At 30.8% G+C, this 22013-nt stretch carries 17 protein-coding genes and 1 other annotated feature; of the genes, 7 read left to right on the top strand and 10 right to left on the bottom strand.

Features of this window, described 5'->3' with window-relative positions; genetic code table 11:
• The first annotated feature begins 332 nt into the window (after positions 1-332).
• Together RR409_RS00005 and RR409_RS00010 are read left to right on the top strand one after the other, a co-directional pair.
• A complete protein-coding gene (locus RR409_RS00005) occupies positions 333-926 on the top strand; it encodes a flavin reductase family protein (RefSeq protein WP_332555656.1) in 594 nt (197 codons plus the stop codon).
• A 1-nt stretch (position 927) separates the two neighbouring features.
• Complete coding sequence (locus RR409_RS00010) at positions 928-2832, top strand: NAD(+) synthase (RefSeq protein ID WP_332555657.1); 1905 nt, start codon at positions 928-930, stop codon at positions 2830-2832.
• Between the two features lie 204 nt (positions 2833-3036).
• Here RR409_RS00010 and RR409_RS00015 read toward each other — a convergent pair whose 3' ends face one another.
• Positions 3037-3459, bottom strand: a complete 423-nt coding sequence (locus RR409_RS00015) for a YaaR family protein (protein WP_332555658.1) — start codon at positions 3457-3459, stop codon at positions 3037-3039.
• A 580-nt stretch (positions 3460-4039) separates the two neighbouring features.
• Between RR409_RS00015 and RR409_RS00020 the strand changes: the two genes are divergently transcribed.
• The 3 genes from RR409_RS00020 to RR409_RS00030 all read left to right on the top strand — a co-directional run bounded on the left by RR409_RS00020 (position 4040) and on the right by RR409_RS00030 (position 8743).
• The gene (locus RR409_RS00020; protein ID WP_332555659.1) at positions 4040-4576 is read left to right on the top strand and encodes a chromate transporter; all 537 of its coding nucleotides are present in this window, start codon (positions 4040-4042) and stop codon (positions 4574-4576) included.
• The gene (locus RR409_RS00025; RefSeq protein ID WP_332555660.1) at positions 4577-5122 is read left to right on the top strand and encodes a chromate transporter; all 546 of its coding nucleotides are present in this window, start codon (positions 4577-4579) and stop codon (positions 5120-5122) included.
• 969 nt (positions 5123-6091) lie between these two features.
• The gene (locus RR409_RS00030; protein WP_332555661.1) at positions 6092-8743 is read left to right on the top strand and encodes a cation-translocating P-type ATPase; all 2652 of its coding nucleotides are present in this window, start codon (positions 6092-6094) and stop codon (positions 8741-8743) included.
• 184 nt (positions 8744-8927) lie between these two features.
• Here RR409_RS00030 and RR409_RS00035 read toward each other — a convergent pair whose 3' ends face one another.
• The 3 genes from RR409_RS00035 to RR409_RS00045 form a co-directional block, all read right to left on the bottom strand.
• Positions 8928-9776: a S1-like domain-containing RNA-binding protein gene (locus RR409_RS00035; protein ID WP_332555662.1), complete on the bottom strand. Its 849-nt coding sequence runs from the start codon at positions 9774-9776 to the stop codon at positions 8928-8930.
• Between the two features lie 16 nt (positions 9777-9792).
• A complete protein-coding gene (locus tag RR409_RS00040) occupies positions 9793-10263 on the bottom strand; it encodes a GAF domain-containing protein (RefSeq protein WP_332555824.1) in 471 nt (156 codons plus the stop codon).
• 147 nt (positions 10264-10410) lie between these two features.
• Entirely contained in the window at positions 10411-10917 is a 507-nt protein-coding gene (locus RR409_RS00045) for a gamma carbonic anhydrase family protein (RefSeq protein WP_332555663.1), read from the bottom strand.
• 633 nt (positions 10918-11550) lie between these two features.
• On the opposite strand from RR409_RS00045, the gene RR409_RS00050 reads away from it, so the two are divergent.
• On the top strand, positions 11551-14565 hold the full coding sequence (locus RR409_RS00050; RefSeq protein ID WP_332555664.1) for a vitamin B12-dependent ribonucleotide reductase: 3015 nt from the start codon (positions 11551-11553) through the stop codon (positions 14563-14565).
• A gap of 439 nt (positions 14566-15004) precedes the next feature.
• On the opposite strand, the gene RR409_RS00055 is transcribed toward RR409_RS00050, so the two are convergent.
• Positions 15005-15337, bottom strand: a complete 333-nt coding sequence (locus RR409_RS00055) for a hypothetical protein (RefSeq protein ID WP_332555665.1) — start codon at positions 15335-15337, stop codon at positions 15005-15007.
• A 146-nt stretch (positions 15338-15483) separates the two neighbouring features.
• A complete protein-coding gene (locus RR409_RS00060; protein ID WP_332555666.1) occupies positions 15484-16224 on the bottom strand; it encodes an SDR family oxidoreductase in 741 nt (246 codons plus the stop codon).
• Positions 16225-16773: 549 nt separating this feature from the next.
• Between RR409_RS00060 and RR409_RS00065 the strand changes: the two genes are divergently transcribed.
• A complete protein-coding gene (locus RR409_RS00065) occupies positions 16774-16944 on the top strand; it encodes a 4Fe-4S binding protein (protein WP_332555667.1) in 171 nt (56 codons plus the stop codon).
• A gap of 169 nt (positions 16945-17113) precedes the next feature.
• Here RR409_RS00065 and RR409_RS00070 read toward each other — a convergent pair whose 3' ends face one another.
• From RR409_RS00070 to RR409_RS00085, 4 genes are all read right to left on the bottom strand, one after another.
• Complete coding sequence (locus tag RR409_RS00070) at positions 17114-17965, bottom strand: YitT family protein (protein ID WP_332555668.1); 852 nt, start codon at positions 17963-17965, stop codon at positions 17114-17116.
• 382 nt (positions 17966-18347) lie between these two features.
• Entirely contained in the window at positions 18348-19739 is a 1392-nt protein-coding gene (gene asnS / locus RR409_RS00075; RefSeq protein ID WP_332555669.1) for an asparagine--tRNA ligase, read from the bottom strand.
• 151 nt (positions 19740-19890) lie between these two features.
• Positions 19891-20139, bottom strand: a binding site (T-box leader).
• 175 nt (positions 20140-20314) lie between these two features.
• Positions 20315-20809: a QueT transporter family protein gene (locus tag RR409_RS00080; protein WP_332555670.1), complete on the bottom strand. Its 495-nt coding sequence runs from the start codon at positions 20807-20809 to the stop codon at positions 20315-20317.
• Positions 20810-21295: 486 nt separating this feature from the next.
• Positions 21296-21841, bottom strand: coding sequence for a carbonic anhydrase (locus tag RR409_RS00085; RefSeq protein ID WP_332555671.1), 546 nt, complete (start codon positions 21839-21841; stop codon positions 21296-21298).
• Positions 21842-22013 lie beyond the last annotated feature (172 nt).

The following is a 22013-nucleotide window of genomic DNA, read 5'->3' on the forward strand; positions in this document are numbered from 1 at the left end:
AATTTTTTACTTAGCCACTAACGCTATAGCACCTTAGCTTATACATTATAACTGGATTAGACAATTACTTAACTTTACATTAACTTTCCTCTAAACTCATTATACATGGAAAATTTCTACAATATAGGTTATAATACATAAAAGAATTCACAATGAAACTGTTTATTAATTCATCATTAGGGATCCATTACAAAACTTTGCATATGCATAATTCTACGGTATTCCACTAGAGCTTTTTTAAGATGTATACTAAATATTCATCTTGGAGGCCTATATTAAACATAAAATTTATAAAATTACTTATCCTAATATTAGAAAGTGATGTGATATACATGGCTAAAGCAACTTTTAAGGGCAGTATAATGTTAAATCCTGTTCCTGCAGTCCTAATTACTTCTAAGAACAAAGAAGGAAGAGATAATGTGTTTACAGTAGGATGGATAGGGACTGCTTGCACTAAGCCACCTATGATAACTGTAGCCATAAGACCTGAGCGACTTTCTTATGAGTACATAAAAGAAAGTGAAAACTTTATTGTAAATCTCCCTTCAAAAGACTTAGTTAAAGCAGTAGATTATTGTGGCGTTCGCTCTGGGAAACAAACTGATAAGATTAAAGAAATGGGCTTCACCTTAGAATCAGGCCACATGGTTTCTTCTTCTATTATTAAGGAGTGTCCTGTTTCCTTCGAATGTAAGGTTAGATCCATAACTCCCCTTGGTAGCCATGATTTATTTCTAGCAGAAGTTCTTTGCTGTCATGTAGAAGAAACTTTGATTGATGATAAGGGTAAAATACATTTTGAAAACGCAGATTTAATTTCTTATTCTCATGGTGAATATTTTTCTTTAAATAATAAGCCACTTGGAAAGTTTGGATATTCCGTTATGAAAAAGAAAACTAAGAAAATGAAAGGTGTGAAATAAAATGAACTTTGTTAAAGTTGCCTCTGCTTGTCCAGTTACAAATGTAGCTGATGTGGATTTTAATTTACTAAACATAAAAAAGTGTATTGATGATAGCATAAGTAGGGAATGTAAAGTTGTGGTTTTTCCAGAACTTTCAATAACCTCCTACACTTGCAGCGACTTATTTCTACAAAGAAGACTTTTAGATAAAAGCGAAAATGCCTTAGAAAGTCTTTGTAATTACTCTAGTGATAAAGATATTCTAATAGCTGTAGGTGCTCCCTTTGAGCATAACAACCTACTCTATAATGTAGCTTACATAATTTTTAAAGGCAAAGTTCTAGGGATAGTTCCTAAAAGTTACCTACCAAACTACTCTGAATTCTACGAAAAACGTTGGTTTAGCAGTGGATTACATGTAGATACAGACCTTATTGATTTATCTTTCCAAAGTGAAATTCCCTTTGGTACAAATTTAATATTCACTTGTGGTGACATAAAGATAGGCTTTGAAATTTGTGAAGACTTATGGGTAACCATTCCACCTAGTAGCTATTTAAGCATATTGGGAGCTAATATTATTTGTAACCTATCCGCATCAAATGAGTTAGTGAGCAAGAGTGACTATAGAAAGAATCTTATTTCAAATCAAAGTGCTAGATGTATGAGTGCTTATGTGTACTCCTCCTCTGGAGTCTTCGAATCCACTACAGATTTATTATTTAGTGGTCATCTTATGATTGCTGAAAATGGTTCAACTATATCTGAAAACAAGAGATTCCAAAGAGAAAACGAAATTATTACTGGTATAGTAGATATAAATAAACTTAAATCTGAAAGACTCAAAAATGTAAGCTTTAGGGATAGTGTAGCTTTTTGCCCTTTTAAGGGAGAATATATACACTTTAAATTTGATAACACAGAAATAAGTGAGTTCGATAGATATATAGATAGACACCCCTTTGTACCAAGTAATGAACATGAACGTGATTTGCGCTGTGAAGAAATCTTTAACATCCAATCCTCTGCCCTTGCAAAAAGGTTTTGCCATACAAAATTAAACAAAGCAGTAATAGGTATTTCTGGTGGATTAGATTCTACTCTAGCACTACTTGTAGTTGTAAAAACCTTTGATATGCTGTCCATTCCAAGAAAGAATATAGTAACTATTACAATGCCTGGATTTGGAACAACAGATAGAACCTATACAAACGCCTTAGATTTATGCAGGCATTTAGGCACCGATTTAAGAGAAATAAATATTGTGGATGCTTCTTTGCAACACTTTAAAGATATAGGTCACCCTGTAGAACTTCATGATGTTACCTATGAAAATGTGCAAGCAAGAGAAAGAACTCAAATACTTATGGATCTTGCTAATAAAGAAGCTGGACTTTTAATTGGTACCGGAGATTTATCGGAATTAGCTCTAGGCTGGTGTACTTATAATGGCGACCATATGTCTATGTACTCTGTAAACTGTTCTATTCCCAAAACCCTTGTGAGGTATTTAGTAAGATATGTAGCTGAAAAAGAACTTTCTGGAAAAGTATCAGAAACTCTTCTTGATATACTAGATACTCCTGTTAGTCCCGAACTCCTTCCTAAAGATAAGAATGGAGAGATAGCTCAAAAAACTGAAGATATAGTAGGACCTTATGAGCTTCATGACTTCTTCTTATATTATTTCATTAAACAAGGTGCTACACCTGAAAAAATATTATTTTTAGCTAAAGTAGCCTTCAAGGATAATTATTCTGAAGAAGAAATTTCTAAATGGCTTCATATGTTCTTAAAACGTTTCTTTACTCAACAATTTAAGCGTTCTTGCCTTCCTGATGGGCCAAAGGTAGGTACTATAAGCGTATCTCCCCGAGGGGATTTAAGAATGCCTTCTGATGCAAGTTATAATAGTTGGATATAAGATATAAAAAAGTACCCTAAAAAAAGAGAAGTATGTTGACTGCTACAATAATGTAACTTTCAACCTACTTCTTTTTAAATCTTTAATTTCTAAGAAGTTTATTCGTTTAAAAACTATAAAAAACCTAAATACATATTAAAATTCATTTTACATAAGAGTATTCACACTTTAAATTCTAATAAATAGTCCACAAATTTAAAATGATTATTTATAGATATCCACAATTAATCCAGCTATTTCATCTATTGTTCCCGCAATATTTAAATTTTCTTTTTCTTCGCTTAATAACATAGATGTTAGTTCTTCTAATTTTTTATCTATAATTTCAACTGTTACATAATATTGAGTTTGCCAAAAGCTTATATCCTTCTTCACTGAATACATAAAGGCCATCATGGATTCTAAATATTCCTTAATAGCTCGCTTATAAGCTTTAACATCAGCATAACACTTAGAAACTGCTAGCCTATTGCCTTTGCTTTTTATATCTTTAAACATTTGTTTTAGTTGTTCTTCAGATTTTTGTTGACGAGCAAAGTTAAAATTCTTTGTAAAGTCACTTTTACTTCCTACAGCAATTCCTTCTTGCTTTACTGGAGCAGTTCTTCTCACTTTAGATATTTCCATTTCACTTAACTCCCTTCAAAGCTACTTTTTATAATACAATTATAATTTATATTATAATAAATAACTAGTAAGTACGCTACCCCATTTTGCGGTATACTGCATCTAAAGGAAAGAGGCATCTCATAATGCAGCACATGCACTATGAGTAGTTTCCTTTGTTTTATGTAGAATGTGATCTATACTTTACATAAGTGGATTCATTAACAAATCAATGTACTCTAAATATATTAAGGTTGTTTTAAAATATTGTGAATAAAAGTTAGTTCTGTGACAACCATTTCTTATTTACCTGGGTATTGAACTTGCTTGTAATCACAAAATATTTCTTGATTCTTTATATTGTGATCTTAGATACCCAATGAATCATTTAGCTTTATTCCAACAGATTTGCGCTCATAATATATAAAGGGTATAATTCTAATGTTGGGTTGTATTTCCAATTCATTATATAAAAATTAAAAATAAACCCTATGTTTAATTTTAATTTTTAAGCATCTTATTGCTAAAAGACAATCTAGTAAGTATAGATTATTTATAAAATTTTTCTTGAAAACCATAAATTTTCTTGGAGGTAATAATAATGAAACGATTATTAATGATGTTTTTAACCTTTTTTAAAATAGGTAGCTTTACCTTTGGTGGTGGTTATGCCATGATTCCTCTTATTGAAGCAGAAGTTGTTAGTAAGAACAAATGGCTTACTAAGGACGAATTTATAGATGTTATAGTTGTATCTCAAACCTTTCCTGGAGCTCTTGCGGTAAATAGTTGTACTTTTATTGGGTATAAGCTAGGAGGCCCCTTAGGTGCTACTTTAGGATTATTAGGTGTAGTGTTACCCTCATTTTTAATAATACTCCTCATCGCCATATTCTTTGATAAATTTAGAAGTCTGTATATTGTAGAACTTATCTTTAAAGGAATTAATGCTGCAGTTCCTCTTCTTATTTTAGTTGGCGTAAATAGTATTTCTAAGGTTGTGAGTAAAACTACAAAAAATATTCTTATTATAGTAGCTACAATATCTGTAATCTTAATCTTTGATGTAAACCCAGTGTATATAATTTTAGTCTCAGGAATTTATGGTATTATGTCAAATAGAAGGAAGGTGGAATAGATGGGAATCCTTTTAAAATTATATTTAGCTTTCTTAAAGGTAGGTACTTTTGGTTTTGGTGGAGGGTATGCGATGCTTCCATTAATCGAAAGAGAAATAGTTGATAATAATCATTGGATTGGTAAAACTGAATTTATTGATATTATAGGTATTTCCCAAATGACTCCTGGTCCTATAGCAATAAACTCTGCTACCTTTGTGGGTTATAGAGTTGCCGGCGTTGTAGGAAGCATAGTTGCTACTTTGGGTGTTGTTACCACTTCTTTTATTCTTGTATCCTTAGCCTATATATTTTTCAACAAGTTTAAAGAGTCCAAAATTCTTTCCTCTGCCTTATCTGGTATGCGCCCTGCCCTTATAGGTTTAATAATATCTGTGTTTTTGTCTTTGGGTTATGAATCCTATAGAGATTTAAACAGTATAATTATTGCCTTAATTATTGGTACATTACTTTATAAAACAAAAATAAACCCTATTTTAATCATTGTAATTTCTGGTATTCTCGGTGTAGTTTTTTATGGAGTAATACCAAGTTTTATAAGTTAATTTAAACCACATTTTCGAAGGATAAATCTCATGTTCCCTTCAAGTTATAGATATTTATTGATTAAAGTAAAATCATGGTGTAAAGTGGTTAATCCTACTTTATTTATTGATTATTTGACTTTATTATGCTGAAATTTCTTAACTAATGAATTTTTTGCGATATATCACTTGCAAATTTATTGACATAATTGCAAAAAAGCTGTATAAATATATTATAGACATATTTATTACTTAGATATTACTGTTTATAAGGATTATTGTATAATCTAATTTATAATCATTTGATATGAAGTAAATATATTTTTTATTAATGAGGGAGTAATTAGCACCATTGATTGTGTGGCAAGGTCAACATCGTGACTTTATAAGTCTGGCCTTGCCTTAAATGATGAGACTCATGTATGAAGCAAATTGCATTATACATGGGTCTCTTTTATTTTACAATGGCTTTTCAACTTACAATTTAAGATAGATTTGAAATTTCACTTATTAACTCCGGACTTATCTTTGTTTTATTGTAAATTTAAAAGTTTATTCAAAAATGAATTTTTGTCACAATAATGCAGCTTTAGTGAAAATTATATATACTTTAGATATAATCACTAAAATCAACTTGTTAATATTAAAATAATTTCTTAATTTTTCTACCATATTATGGTATAATATCTTTCAGTCCCATATTTTCAATAACTTCACAGTTTAATTTTTAAGTTATCTGAAAATTAACTAGTCAATAAGCTGGACTACTTTGCATCATACTCAGTGAACAGAATTTATTGGTAACAAACAGATCATCAATGGAACCTGGGTGCTTGTGAATGCAAAATATTCGTCATAGCTTTGTCTTATTTTTTCATTCAGATACTTAATTTGAAATCATATCTATATGGGATAATTTTATAGTACATAATAAAATTTTTATAAATAATAAAATTATGTAGGTAAATAATAATTTATGAGGTGATGCTGATGTATTTTAACGAAACTTCTGAAGATGTTATAAAAAAGTATGGTACTAATAGTGCTACTGGATTAACTTCTTCCCAAGTAAAAGAACACACAGAAAAATATGGCTTAAATAAACTAGCTACCAAAAAGCCAAAAACAAAAATCCAGCTATTCTTGGCTCAACTTAATGATATTTTAATTTATATCTTAATGGTTGCAGCAGTATTATCGGTTATAGTAGGTCACGAAATTGGTGATGCAATAATTATTGGTATTGTTATTCTTGTAAATGCTTTTGTTGGAGTAATTCAAGAGGCTAAAGCTGAAAAGGCATTGGATGCCTTAAAACAACTTTCCACTCCAAAGGCTATTGTAAAAAGAGATGGAGAATTAAAAGAAATTCCATCAGAAGAAGTAGTTCCTGGTGATATACTTATTATCGATGCAGGTAGATTTATTCCTTGTGATATTCGACTTATTGAAAGTGCAAATTTACAAATTGAAGAATCTGCACTTACTGGAGAATCAGTACCTGTAGATAAAAATGCTAAATTAGTTTTAAATGATGAAAAAGTTTCTCTTGGAGATAAGAAAAACATGGCTTTCATGTCAACTCTTGCAACCTATGGTAGAGGTATCGGTGTGGCTGTTGCTACAGGTATGGATACTGAAATAGGTAAAATAGCTAAGATGTTAGATGAAAGTGAAAATGAACTTACTCCACTTCAAAAGAAGCTTGAGGAATTAGGAAAAATCCTTGGTATTGGTGCCATCGTAATATGTGTAGTTATATTTGGTGTTGGTCTATTACAAGGTAGAGGTTTCAGTACTATGTTTATGACTGCTATAAGTTTAGCAGTTGCTGCTATTCCTGAAGGTTTAGCTGCTATAGTTACAATAGTACTTGCTCTAGGTGTTCAAAGAATGATAAAAGAAAATGCTATTATCAGAAAACTTCCTGCAGTTGAAACCCTTGGATCAGTAAATATAATTTGTTCTGATAAAACAGGTACACTAACTCAAAACAAAATGACTGTAGTTAAGTTTTATGCTGATGGTACTTTAGATGAAGTTTCAAAGTTAAACCTTGAAAATAAAACACAAAAACTTTTATTAGAAAATATTGTGCTTTGTAATGACGCAACTGCTACTGAAACTTCAAAAACTGGAGATCCAACAGAAATTGCGTTACTTGAAGCTGGTAACTTATTTAATGTATTTAAAGAAGCTTTAGAGAAAACTCATAAAAGAATGGATGAAATCCCTTTCGATTCAGATAGAAAATTAATGACCACAGTAAATAACTATGGTGATAACTACTATGTAATGACAAAAGGTGCTACAGATAACCTTTTACCATTATGTAATAGTGCTTATATTAATGGTGAAATAGTACCAATAACTGAAGAGCTAAAAAATCAGTTCCTAAAAGCTGCTACAGCAATGTCTGATGATGCTCTTAGAGTTTTAGGCTCTGCCTTTAAGATAGTTCCATCTACTCACATTGAAATAGATGAACTTGAAAAAGACTTAGTTTTCATTGGTTTAGTTGGTATGATAGATCCTCCAAGATTAGAGGTTAAAGATTCTATAGAACTTTGTAAGCAATCAGGTATTAAAGCAATAATGATTACAGGTGACCACAAAAACACTGCTTTTGCCATAGCTAAAGAGCTTATGATTGCAGATAGTATCAATCAAGTAATTTCTGGTGCTGAACTTGATGATATGAATGACGAGCAGCTAGCATCTAAAATTGACGCTCTAAGAGTTTTTGCTAGAGTTTCTCCAGAACATAAGGTTAGAATTGTTAAAGCGTTCAAAGCTAAAGGAAACATTGTATCAATGACTGGTGATGGTGTTAATGATGCTCCTTCCTTAAAAGCAGCAGATATTGGTGTTGCTATGGGTATCACTGGTACAGACGTTGCAAAAGGTGCTTCAGATATGGTTTTAACAGATGATAACTTCTCTACTATCGTTGCAGCCATTGAAGAAGGTAGAAATATATTTAATAACATTAAAAAATCTGTAATATTCCTAATTTCTTGTAATGTTGGGGAAATAGTTTCACTATTCCTTGCTATAATTCTTGGATGGGCATCTCCATTAAATGCTACTCATATTCTTTGGGTAAACTTAATAACAGACTCCTTCCCTGCTCTTGCTCTTGGAGTTGACCCAGGTGACAAGGATGTTATGAAGAAAAAACCAAGAAATCCTAAAGATAGCATATTTAAAGGTTCTATATTTACTTTAGTGCTTAACGGTTCATTGATTGGTCTATTAACACTAATTGCCTTTGTTTATGGTGTACACACTTACGGTGGTGCTGAGGTTACTCTTACTACTGTTGCAAATAATCCAGAAGCATTAATGCATGCTCAAACTTTAGCTTTTGTAGTATTAAGTGGTACTCAATTAGCTCATGCTCTTAATATGAGAAGTGAAAACAAATCCATATTTAAGGTTGGCATTTTTACTAACATGTATATGCTTGGCGCAATTGCCATTGGTATAATTCTACAACTTGTAGTAATATATATCGCTCCTATAGCAGAAGTATTTAAGGTTGTACCTTTAACTTTAAAAGATTGGGGCTTTGTACTTCTATTAAGTATCATTGTACTTGTAGTTAATGAAGTAGTTAAATTATTTAAACGTAACAAATAAGTTGTAGTGTAATTTTCAATCTACAACTCATTTAAATCAAAAATTAAAGGAAGCACTAAAGAACTCTATCTTTTTTAGTTCTTTAGTTACTTCCCTTTAAACTTACTATATAACTGAAACAATTTCTTCTGTCATAAGAAATAGCCTCCTATTTAATTAGGAGGCTATTTCTATACAGAATAACTTATTCTTGCGTTACTTTTAGTCTTGTTCCTTCTTCATTTTGAGTAATTAGCCCTTTTTTCATTAAGCCACCAAGAGCTCTTTTAAAGGTATTCTTACTGCTTTTAAAAGCTTTTTTTATTTCTTCTGCGTCACTCTTATCATTGTAAATCATAAAGCCATTGTGGCTCTCAAGATATTTCATAATCACTTCTTCAATTGAATCCATTTCTTCTAATCTTGGTTTTCTTGCAGTAACTTCAACTTTTCCATCGTCAAAATATTTCTTTACTCTAACCTTTAACACTTCTCCCATAACAGCCTTAGCGAAATACTCCTTGCTAAGTATTAATCCTCTATAAGTATTTTCTAATGCAACCATTACATTACCATTTTTGTGAGTTCCATAAATGGTACCTTCTACTTCATCACCTATGTTATAAGTTGTAGTATGGTGAAGATGTTTATCAACCTTTGTAGTAGCAGCTATTCTATCTGTTTTATCTAAATAAATATAAAACAAGTAACTCTTTCCTACTTCTAGGTCATAAGATATTTCTTTAAAAGGAACTAAAACGTCTCTTTCTAATCCAATACTTATAAAGTATCCAACCTTTGATTTATCTACTACTTCTAAGTATTGAACTTGCCCTACAGTAGATTTAGGCTGCTTCATTGTAGCTATTATTCTGTCCTTAGAATCTCTGTAAATAAAGACTCCTACTTCATCTCCTACATTAAACTCTCCCACAGCACTTTTTCGTGGTAAAAGAATATCGTCAGAGGTGGTTTTACCATGACCCTCTAAATAATATCCAATATCACTAGTTCTAACAACCTCTAATTTATTAAAATTTCCTATTTCTATCATAACTTTCTCCTAACTCCTATAGCATTTCCCAATCAATATATTTATTTAGTTTTTCAACAAATTTTAGTAGGTATTTTTCCTCTAGCTCAGTGAATCTGTTAAGAACCGGACTATCAATGTCTAGTACTCCATATACCTTTTCATTCTTTATTAAAGGAATTACAATTTCTGAATTAGACGCAGAATCACAAGCAATATGCCCTGGGAATTCATAAACATTTGCTATTCTTTGGACTTCCTTTGTGGATACTGCAGTTCCACAAACTCCTTTTCCAACTTGTATTCTATTGCAAGCAGGTCTTCCTTGAAAAGGCCCTAACACTAATTCACCGCTACGCATGAAGTAAAATCCACTCCAATTTAGTTTATCCATAATTGCATAAATAATTGCACTAGCGTTTGATATGTTAGCATATATATCACTTTCTGAGCTTAATTGTCCTTCAAGTAAGATTAACATATACTTATATTTTTCTTCAGTGGTCATTTTATCTAAAACATCTAATTTTATCACTGCTTAACGCCTCCATAACTTCCAATTAAATAAGGAACAAGTTCATTTTGTTTAACAAATTTGGAAGGAGATTTAACTTTCATCTAAAGAGGATGTGGAAATTATCCTTCCAAAACGGCATTATAACTTTTTATGTTCCTCTGCCATTTCTATATAATGAATAACCGAAGATTTAATTGACTCAATCTCCTCTTTCGTTAACTCTCTTATAACTTTTGCTGGGGAACCTATACAAAGTACCCCACCAGGAATTTTTTTCCCCTGAGTTACTAGACTTCCTGCGCCTATAATTGTATTCTCGCCAATTTCTGCATTATTTAATATAACAGAACCCATTCCTATTAAAACATTATTGCTTATCTTGCATCCATGTATTACACAATTATGTCCTATAGTTACATTGTCACCAATTTCTGTAGGAGTACTAAAATCATTATGTACAGATGTATTATCTTGTATGTTTGTATTTTCGCCAATTGTAGTATAACTCATATCACTTCTTATTACAGTGCCATACCATATGTTTGCATTATCATTAATTTCAACCTGTCCGATCACTGTTGCATTTTCTGCAATAAAGCATGAGTCCTTTATTTCTGGTGTGTTTCCTTTATAAGCTTTTATCATATCCTCTTCCTCCTCCATTAAATATTCTTAAATAACTAATAATACCTGATTTTTATGAAAATCACTTTAACTAAAAACTTATTTTATGAAAGAATTCTCATGGTTAATAGGCTTATAGACTTTACCCCTTATTATATCATTAATAGACAAATTAATTAATAAAATAAGAAAAATTTTCAAGCTATCCTATATTTTTCACAAGGAACTTTCACAACAGCTACTGATGAAAGTCATCTAATTAACCATATAAAAATGCTTTTTCATAAAAAATTAATAATCAACCTTGCTAAAAATAATTAAAATTTCTTATTGCATCTTTCTATTATAATTCCACAATATTTAAGTTCTTATTATTTATAGCTTATTTCTGTCAAGAAAAAAATTTTAAATTTTACCAAAATATTTTTAAACTTAGCTATGTATTGCAGCTAAAGGCTTTGCTAATTTTTCACATTAATTATCTAAATATTTAACAGTATTAGTCGATAATTTCTATATTGATTAATTAATTACTTTGGTATATAATACCACATATAGTAGTACACTATTAATATACAACTATATATTGTGTGTCGATTTATTTTATAGGGGGTGACTTTGCTGGTCTTTTCTTTGGAATAGCTAGCATTTATAATGAAGAAAATAAAGGATATGATTAAAAGATATTATACAAAATCATTGGAAAACGATAAAAGCCTTACAGTATATGACTTGTTTCAATGGAAAAAAGTAAATGTGTTTTTAAAGGATTATAAGACAAATAATATAATTGTGGATATGAAGGATTTAGAGTTCCCTGTAGATTATTCACAAAATGCTTGTGACATCATTGCTTCTAAATACTTTAAGAAAGCTATGGTTCCAAATGAAGTTGGATATGAGAATAGCCTTAGGCTTGTAGTTCATAGAATCGTAAATTTTTGGTGCGAAGCACTTATAGATGAAGAAATAATTACTTCCGAAGAAGACTTTCAAATTTTATATGATGAGTTAGCATACTGTTTCTTAGCTCAAATGTATGCTCCGAATTCACCTCAATGGTTCAATACAGGGTTAAAACATTCCTATGGTATTGCTGGGGAAACTCAGCATAATTATTATTTCGATGAGACCCTTAGAAAAGTTGTTAAAAGTGAAGATGGATACACTCGCACACAAGCATCTGCTTGTTTTATTTTGTCAGTAGAAGATAAACTTTTAGGTCCCCACTCTATATCTGAGCAGTATGTAACAGAAACTAAACTATTTAAAGGTGGTTCTGGTACTGGGACTAATTATTCTACCTTAAGAGGAAGAGGGGAAAAACTTTCTGGCGGTGGTGTTTCTTCTGGTGTTATGAGCTTCTTAAAGGGCTTTGATAGAAATGCAGGAGCAATTAAATCAGGTGGTACTACGAGAAGGGCTGCGAAGATGCTATGTCTAGATATAGATCATCCTGAGATAATGGAGTTTATCCAATGGAAAGCTAAAGAAGAAGATAAAGTTCGCGCAATGATTAAAATGGGCTATGATTCAAACTTTGAAGGGGATGCTTACGAAACAGTATCTGGCCAAAACGGTAATAACTCCATAAGACTTAGTGATGAGTTTATGAATAAAGTTGATAATCTAGAAGTTCATCCTAATGAGACTCTTACTCTTAAAGGTAGAGTGGATGATAGGATTAATAGAAAAGTTAAAATTCAAGACCTTTGGGATTCATTTAATACTTCAGCATGGCAGTGTGCTGACCCAGCACCTCAATTTGATGATACCTTTAATGCTTGGCATACTTGCCCAGCTGGTGAAGATGGATTATATGGTGCAAAACACAATAGAATAAACTGTACTAATCCTTGCGGAGAATATGCTTTCTTAGATGATACTTCTTGTAATTTAGCTTCTATAAATATTTATAAATTTTACAATACAGAAACTAAATCCTTTGATATAGATGGCTATGTTCATTTGGTAGCTTTAACTCAGCTTGCCCTTGAAGCATCAGTTTATTGGGGTCAGTTCCCAACAGAAGATATTGCTCGTAAAACCTATATGTTTAGAACTACTGGGCTTGGAGTTGCAAACCTTGCTTCTCTGCTTATGGTAATGGGGCTTCCTTATGATTCAGAAGAATCAAGAACACTTTCTGCTGCTTTAATAGGAACTCTTACAGCAACTTCTTATCTTACTTCTGCACTAATGGCAAAAGAACTTAGTCCTTTTGAGAAGTATGATATAAACAAAGACTACATGCTATCAGTAATTAGAAATCATGGAAGAGTTGCTGGCGCTATAAACTCTCCTTATGAAAACTTACACTATAAGCCATTAGAGGTTGATCATGATATATTGAATAAAAATAATCTCTCTAATATGTCTGATACTTTAAAAAATCTTTGGTGTGAAGCTATAGAATATGGTGAAAAATATGGCTTTAGAAATGCACAAGTGTCTGTGGTTGCACCTACTGGTACTATTTCTTTTGCTATGGATTGTGGCGCTACTTCCATTGAACCGTACTTCTCTCATTTTATTTATAAGAAGCTTTCCGGTGGCGGCTTCATGACTTTAGTAAATCCTGTAATTGAAGCTTCCTTACAGAACTTAGGCTATAGCGAAAAGGAAATTAGCGATATTATAGAGTATATATTAAGAAAAGAAACAGTTACAGAAAAAGGTTTTGAATATGAAAAGATTATAGATGGTAAGATCGAAGGTGCTCCACATCTTAAGGAAGAACACTTACCAATATTTGATACTGCTAACAAATGTGGTAGTGGTAAAAGATATATCAAACCAATGGGTCATGTTTTAATGATGGCTGCAATAACTCCATTAATCTCTGGAGCTATATCTAAAACTGTAAATTTACCTAAAAATGCTACAGTAGAAGATTTTAAGAAAGTAGTTTTAACCTCTTGGAAACTTGGCGTAAAGGGAATATCTCTTTACAGAGATGGTTGCAAAGCAAGTCAACCACTTAACTCTACTAGCTTAAATAGTGATGATAAGATTGCTCTAGAAGATTTAAGTTACGATCAACTACTCGAAAAGGCAAAAGAGTTACAACATAAATCTAATGTTTCTACAAGAGAAAAACTTCATGGAATAAGATTTGGTACTACTCATCCTGCTCAAATAGATGACGTAAAGATCTATACTACAGTTAACAGAAACGAACAGGGGGAAATATCTGAAATTTATATGACTACTGATAGAGAAGGAACAATAATAACTGGACTTTTAAATTCCCTATCTAAATCTATTTCAGTAATGCTTCAATATCATGTTCCAGCAAGTGATATTGCAAAAATGCTTAGAGGTCAAAAGTATGAACCTTATGGCTTTGTACAAAAGCATCCATACATTAAAAATGTTTCCTCTATTTCTGATTTAATTAGTAAAATTATAGATATTGAGCTTGGAGATTTTTCTAGATGCCAGGTAAAACCTGATAACTACGAAATTCTTATAAATAATAGATCTAAATCTTTTATGGTAGAAAGTGAAATATCTAGTTCCATAGATGAGGACTTAAAATTCCCTAATTCTATTGAAGGAGAAAGAATTTACTCAGAGGTTTGCTCTCACTGTTCAAGTACAAGACTAGTTAAAAACGGAACTTGTAAAGTTTGTCAGGATTGTGGAACTACTACAGGATGCAGCTAATCCTTAAGCTAATTTTCTCCTCTTACCATTAAATTACCTATAGATTATAGCTAAAAACTGACTCCATAGAGTCAGTTTTTTTGTGTCTAAATTTCACAAAGATACCACAAATTTATGGAAAATTCATTACAACTACTTGTTACAATTAAATTATAGTGATTTAAAACTGTAGTAAATCAGCTTCGACATGTTTTAAGTATTACCTACTATTGCTATAGACTTACTATTATCACTTAAAACTTTAGATTCAAATGAAATAAATTATTTAGAAACTCATAGAAAAAAATAAAATTTAATATTTACCCCAGTGTGTATAAAAAACAAAAGAAAGAATGAAAATCTCATTCTTTCTTTTGCTTTTGTATCAAATTAATCAATATTAAAATGCCATGCTTCATTGTAGAAAGTTCACTTTCTACAAACATACCATATTTTACTTTTACTTTTGCTCTTCTTCTTCTTCAAACTCAACATCAATTATAGGTGAATCACTATAATCAATAATTGTATCTTCACTGCCTGCCTCATATTCATCCTTATTATTCATGTTATAATTTGCACTATAGCTAGGATTATCTTCATATTGTTTTTTTATTTTTTTAGCTTTATATTTAAAATAAAATACTACACCTGTAATAATTATAGCTCCAAATACAACTAGGAAAAATAAGCTTCTCATTAAAAATCCAAGAACTCCAAATATCACTGGTGAAAACACGATAAGCAAGATAAATATTAACATAATTTTTAGTATTTCTTTTAAGTTATTCATAGAATTTTTAAGTTCCTTCCCCTTCTTTATCAAGGTATATTTAATTTTTACTAATACCTTGTCCTAAATATATGAATTTTATATACATTATATTATAATTACTCACTTATTAAAATATATTATTGTATTTTAATAAAAACTTAATATTATTGCAATCCACCGTCCACATTTATTATTTGACCTGTTACATAACTAGAATCCTCACTAGCTAGAAATGCCACAACCTTCGCTACTTCTTCTCCATTTCCTAATCTACCAAGGGGAATTTCATTTATTAATTTCTCCTTTTCTTCCTTTGATAACCATCCGTTCATTTCTGTATTTATAACTCCTGGTGCAACTGCATTAACTCTTATATTGCTTGGAGCTAACTCCTTTGCTAGGGATTTAGTAAAAGAATTTATAGCCCCTTTAGAAGAAGAATACAAAACTTCGCAAGATGCACCTAAATTTCCCCACATAGAAGAAATATTTATGATATTTCCGTTTTTTTTAGAAATCATGTGTTTTATAACATTATGAGAAGTATTATACACAGATTTAAAATTCACATCCATAACTGTGTTATAATCACATTCCTCCATATCCATAAATAAACCTACCTTTGATATAGCCGCATTGTTTACAAGGATATCAATTTTCCCAAGTTCGCTTATTACTTTATCAATCATCATAGCTGCAAACTTATAATCACTTACATCTCCTTTTACTAACATTACAAAGGCTCCACTATCTCTAATTTCTTTTACGGTGTTCTCTGCACTATTGTCATCATTGACATAATTCAGTACTATCATAGCTCCTTGTTTTGCTAGCTCTAAAGCAATGCTTTTTCCTATGCCTCTAGTTCCTCCAGTTATTACAGCAACCTTACCCGTTAAATTCATTTTATCACTCCTAAAGTAAAAATCTTGATATATCAAATAAAGAACAACACCATTTTATTCCATCATCATCCAAAATAGCTTCACTCTTAATTAAAAGTAACATTCTATCAATGAACTGCGACTATCTCTTATTGAGTATGGGTTATCTCCTCTTTTAAAGTATTATTGTGAAGATTTATATTCTTTATATACGGTTAATTAAAAACTAATAATATTAATTATAGTATTTATTTTACCCCACTAAAAAATTTAATTCTACAACAAAATATTTATATAAAAATTGGCGTTTTTTTCAGTATCACCATTATAAGAAGTTATCTTTCTTTAAGCTTGCTTGTTTTAAACCTAGAATTAACTTTTGAAATACTATGTTAAAAATATCACATGTTTAGTAAATACTAATAAGTCTTTTGTATTTTGATGATAAATTTCACTGTTTATTTCATTTTATTCCATGACTAAATCGTTTCTATATTTTGATAAATCTCTTTATTATTATTTGAAAATATGTTATTATAATGTTGATTTAAGAAAAAGGAGGTTTTGATTATGGCTTATAAAATTGCAGATGCTTGCATATCTTGCGGAGCTTGTGAACCAGAATGTCCAGTTAACTGTATAACAGCTGGAGATGGAATATACCTAATCGACGGAGATGCTTGTATCGAGTGTGGTGCTTGTGCTAGCGTTTGTCCAGTAGGAGCTCCAGTTCAAGAATAATTGAACATAACTAATAAAAGTACAAGCTATTAACTTTATTGTTAATAGCTTGTGTTTTTTTATGTGAGTTATAGAACTTATACACCTAGCAGAAACGAACTACTAAGTAATGAATAAATTCATTTTATTTAACCCTTCTTGAGAAGAGATTTAACCCACCCAAATCTTTTTATTCCATTAAGTCTGTGAATCCCTCACCTAAAGTTTCATGAACATTATAAGTTATTATAAATGCCTTAGGATCAATTTCCTTAATAAAGTTTTTAAGTCTAATAACTTCTCTTTTTCCTAAAACCGTAGTAATAACTTCCTTATTTTGTAGTGAGTAAGCGCCCTTAGCATCATATAATGTTGCACTTCTATCTAACTCTTTAATAATAAAGTTTTTAATTTCAGCACCTTTACTACTTACTATTTCAACCTTCTTAATTATATTTAAACCTTGAATAGCTGAATCTACAGTAAATCCATTTATAATTACACCTAGTAAAGAATACATTCCAATAGTTGCACCAAAGGCAGCTATTGCTAGTAGAGTTACGATTAAATCTGCCAATAACAATCCTTTACCAATATCCAAATGCATATATTTATTTAAAATCTTTGCAACTATATCAGTACCACCAGTGGAAGCATTTTGATTAAACACTATAGCCATCCCTATAGCACCAACTAGAATACCAAATATAAGATTAATAAATATATCCTCAGTTATTGGTCCCTCTAATGGAAATAGAATTTCCATAATAGAAATCAAAAAAGAAAGCATTAAGCTGGAATATATTGTCTTCACCCCAAAACCTGAACCTATAAAAATAAACCCTATTATAAATAAAATAACGTTAAGTACTAACATTATTGCTCCCACATTTAAAACGGGAAAGTAATGGTTAATTACCATAGCAAGTCCTGTAACTCCGCCTGCTGCTAGATCGTCAGGAATTAAAAAGAAGTAAACTCCTGCTGCAACTAATATAAGTCCTAATGTAATCATTACATATTCGTAGATTGTTTTTTTCATATTGGATTACCTCCTTAAAGTATATTATTTAATTAAACATAAAAATATATTTATTTTTGCACAAATAAAAAACTCTTAACCTATATGGAAAAGAGTTATACTCATTTCTAAAATTGCATGTAACAAATTCAGAAAATCTTTATTATGTATAGTAACTCTAATAAGCTCACGTCTTAATATGGCTACTACAATATATTTTAGCTTAATTTATCATTGTTATCCTATTTTATTATACTATAAATTATTTAAATAGTAAATACTATAAACCTTGTTTCTTTAATGAGTTATGTTAAATATTTTTAACAAATTAACATTAAAAAACAATAAAAATAGTCCTTAAGTGATTTTTCAATCATTTAAAGACTATTATTTTTTTTAAATCTTAGAACTCAGCCGTGCCTGTAGTTCTTGGGAAAGGTATTACATCTCTGATATTGCTCATACCAGTTACATACATGATCATTCTTTCAAAACCTAATCCGAAACCAGCATGTTTTGTTCCACCGTATTTTCTAAGCTCTAAATACCACCAATAATCTTCTTTGTGAAGTCCTAGTTCCTCTATTCTCTTCTCAAGAAGTTCTTGTCTTTCTTCTCTTTGGCTTCCACCAATGAGTTCTCCAACTCCTGGCACTAAAAGATCTGTAGCTGCTACGGTTTTGTTATCTTCATTCATTCTCATATAGAAGGCTTTGATATCCTTTGGATAGTCAGTAACAAATACTGGCTTCTTGAATACTTCTTCTGTAATATATCTTTCATGTTCAGTTTGAAGGTCACAGCCCCACTCTACTGGATATTGGAACTGCTTATTAGCTTTCTTTAAAAGCTCCACAGCTTCAGTATAAGTTATCTTACCAAATTCTGAATTTGCTACATTAGTTAATCTTTCAATTAAGCCTTTATCTACAAAACTGTTGAAGAATTCCATTTCTTCTGGAGCATTTTCCATTACATAGTTAATGATATATTTAACCATATCTTCTGCAAGCTCCATATCATCATTTAAATCTGCAAAAGCAATTTCAGGTTCAATCATCCAAAACTCTGCTGCATGTCTTGGAGTGTTTGAGTTTTCTGCTCTAAAGGTCGGTCCAAAGGTATAAACATTTCTAAAGGCTAAGGCGTAAGCTTCTGCTGCTAACTGTCCACTAACTGTAAGGTTAGTTTCTTTTCCAAAGAAATCACCCTTGTAATCAATTTTACCTTCTTCAGTTTTTGGAATGTTGTTTAGATCCATTGTTGTAACTCTAAACATTTCTCCAGCACCTTCACAGTCACTTCCTGTGATAATTGGAGTGTGTGTATACACAAAACCTCTTTCTTGGAAGAACTTATGAATTGCAAAAGCTGTTAAAGAACGTACTCTAAATACAGCTGAAAATGCATTACTTCTTGGTCTTAAGTGTGCAATAGTTCTTAAATATTCAAAAGTATGTCTTTTCTTTTGAAGGGGGTAATCACTAGAAGACTCTCCTTCTACTGTTATTTTTGTAGCCTTAATTTCAAAGGATTGTTTTGCCTCTGGAGTTAAAACTATTGTTCCTACTACTGTTATAGATGAACTAATGCTTAATTTTTCTATTTCTTTAAAGTTTTCTAAATTGTCCTCAAAGACTACTTGAACATTCTTAAAGAAGCTTCCATCATTTACTTCAATAAACCCAAAGGCCTTAGAAGATCTTAAAGTTCTAATCCATCCAGAAATAGACACTTCTTTGTGATCAAATTTTTCTGTTTCTCTGTAAAGTTGTTTTACTAATACTTTTTCCATATTAACTCCTCCTATATTACTTACAAACCTGAGTTTGTTTATTCATTTAATTTATTTTATACCTAAACTAGCTAACTATTTTAGAAAACTATTAGCTATGGCTTTCAAGTTTTTTATTATTTTATAAAACAAAAAACCTTCCATCCCTAAGTAAAGGGACGAAAGGTATTAATTTCGCGGTACCACCCAATTTGTGATATAGAATCACCGGCTCTATCAGTACGGAGAGTTCTCGATACTGCTCAAGGATAACGGTATGATGCCGTCTAAGTCTACTCTCCAATGGATTTCGGTTAGAAACTCAAAGATGTTCTTCAATATAAGCTTCATATTGGCCTTCCACCCTCACCAACTCGCTTTAACTACTTCTTATATCTACTCTTCTTATCATTGTTTTTACTTTTAGTATTACTTTTATAATATACAAAAGTTTAAATAATTATACTAATTTTTCTATATAAAATATTATATTCTTTAAATATATTCTTGTCAAATAGTTATTGTTACCAACACAATATTGTGTTATTAAAAATATTTTTCAGAGTGAATTTCTTCTTAAATAACTCTATAACCTATTAATATTTTTTAAGCCTTAAAGTTTCAAGTAGTTTTTTATTGTCTAAGATGTACTTAAATATTACAACTCCAACAATTGAAACCACTGTAAATTCTCCCACTGCTACTTGAAGTGTAGATAACCAAAATGGAAGATTTAAGACATAATAAAGTTCCGCTCCAACCATAAAGGCGTTAAATATTGTTGCCCAAAGAGATGCAATGAAAAGGTTTTTAGTTTTACTAATCGCAATTGTAGCAAATAAAGTAGCTAAAGTTCCAACTATTACATCCACCATTCCCATAGGACTTAATAAGAAGTTTGAAATAAAACATCCTATTGTAAGTGCTGGTACATATAATGGATCTATAAATGCTAGAAGCACCATAACTTCAGAGAATCTAAACTGTACCCCTAAAAAAGATAATGGAGCAAAAACATAAGTAAGAGCCACATATATAGCTGCTACTAGAGACATTTTTAATAATCTAACTAAATTGTTGTTATCATTCATTTTTCTTCCCCCTAACATATCTTTAACAGTTGGCCATACCTCACATATCAACTTCAGCATTATTATCCGTGAACTCTTTTTAATATAAATCTATAATTAAGTTTCCTGATTATTAGATAAAGGTGATCTTTCCTTTATCCTAGTCTAGTTTGCACATAATGAACCATTCTATCACTATGAAAGGTAATTCATAACCAAAACTAGTTGTAACTTAAAAATAGACTTCTAAATAAAGTTAATTTCACAAATAAATAAAGCTGCCATAAATGACAGCCTTGTAATCTTTAACGCATAGGTAATAGCCTTTGTATATATACAAAGGGTTGTACTCTAAAGATTTCAATGCCGTAGTTTTATTTAAAGACAGGAGGCTTACGAACTGTCCTACTAATTTTAATAAAATTCAACAGTATTAATTATATATTACACGGTAATAGAAATCAAGTTGTAAAATTTGTTCCTCTTATGTTCCTTATCTAATAAACCTTATTCATCTTCATTGATTAAATATAAAAGATTATCATCAACATTATAAAACAATGGAGCCACAAGTATCTTTGGATACTTTGTTCTCAATCGCTTTGCTTCACTTAATAAAAAATCTACTTCATTATCAATTTCAAACATTGGTGCAAAATTAGTGAAATGTTCCTTGGCTTGTTCCTCGGTCCATCCCGCATTTTCAACTAGACCACTAATAAATCTCTCTTTTTTAGACATTAAATTAACCATACCACAATTATTATGACCAGTTAATGCTATGGCCTTTACTCCCCCCACTGCAATTGCATAGGAAACTTTAAATTCACTATAACGTAAGTTTCCACCACCGGTACGGAGAATGTATGAGAAGTTATTAGGAATTTTAAGCTGTTTTCTATTGTCCATACACATTCCTATTAATAATTCTGCTTTTTCATGCTCTTTAAAAGGATAGCCTAAATTATGATAATTTAAAAGTTTTTCTATTGGTGTACCCTTATATTTTAACGAAATGTCCTCATTGCAGGATATTTTAATTAATTTCTTCATAGAATTGGAATACCGATATTAAATCATTAGAAATAACTCGATATTTCCTCCCTTCCGTAATTTTATACTAATTATAATTGGTATCTTTACCAATAACAATAGTTTTTGTATCTATTCTAACTAATGTATTTATTCCTACTCTAATTAGTGGCTTGTGGGGATGTTTAAACTA

The sequence above is a fragment of the Clostridium sp. genome (genome assembly GCF_036642255.1).
In the GTDB taxonomy this organism is placed as follows: Bacteria; Bacillota; Clostridia; order Clostridiales; family Clostridiaceae; genus Clostridium_J.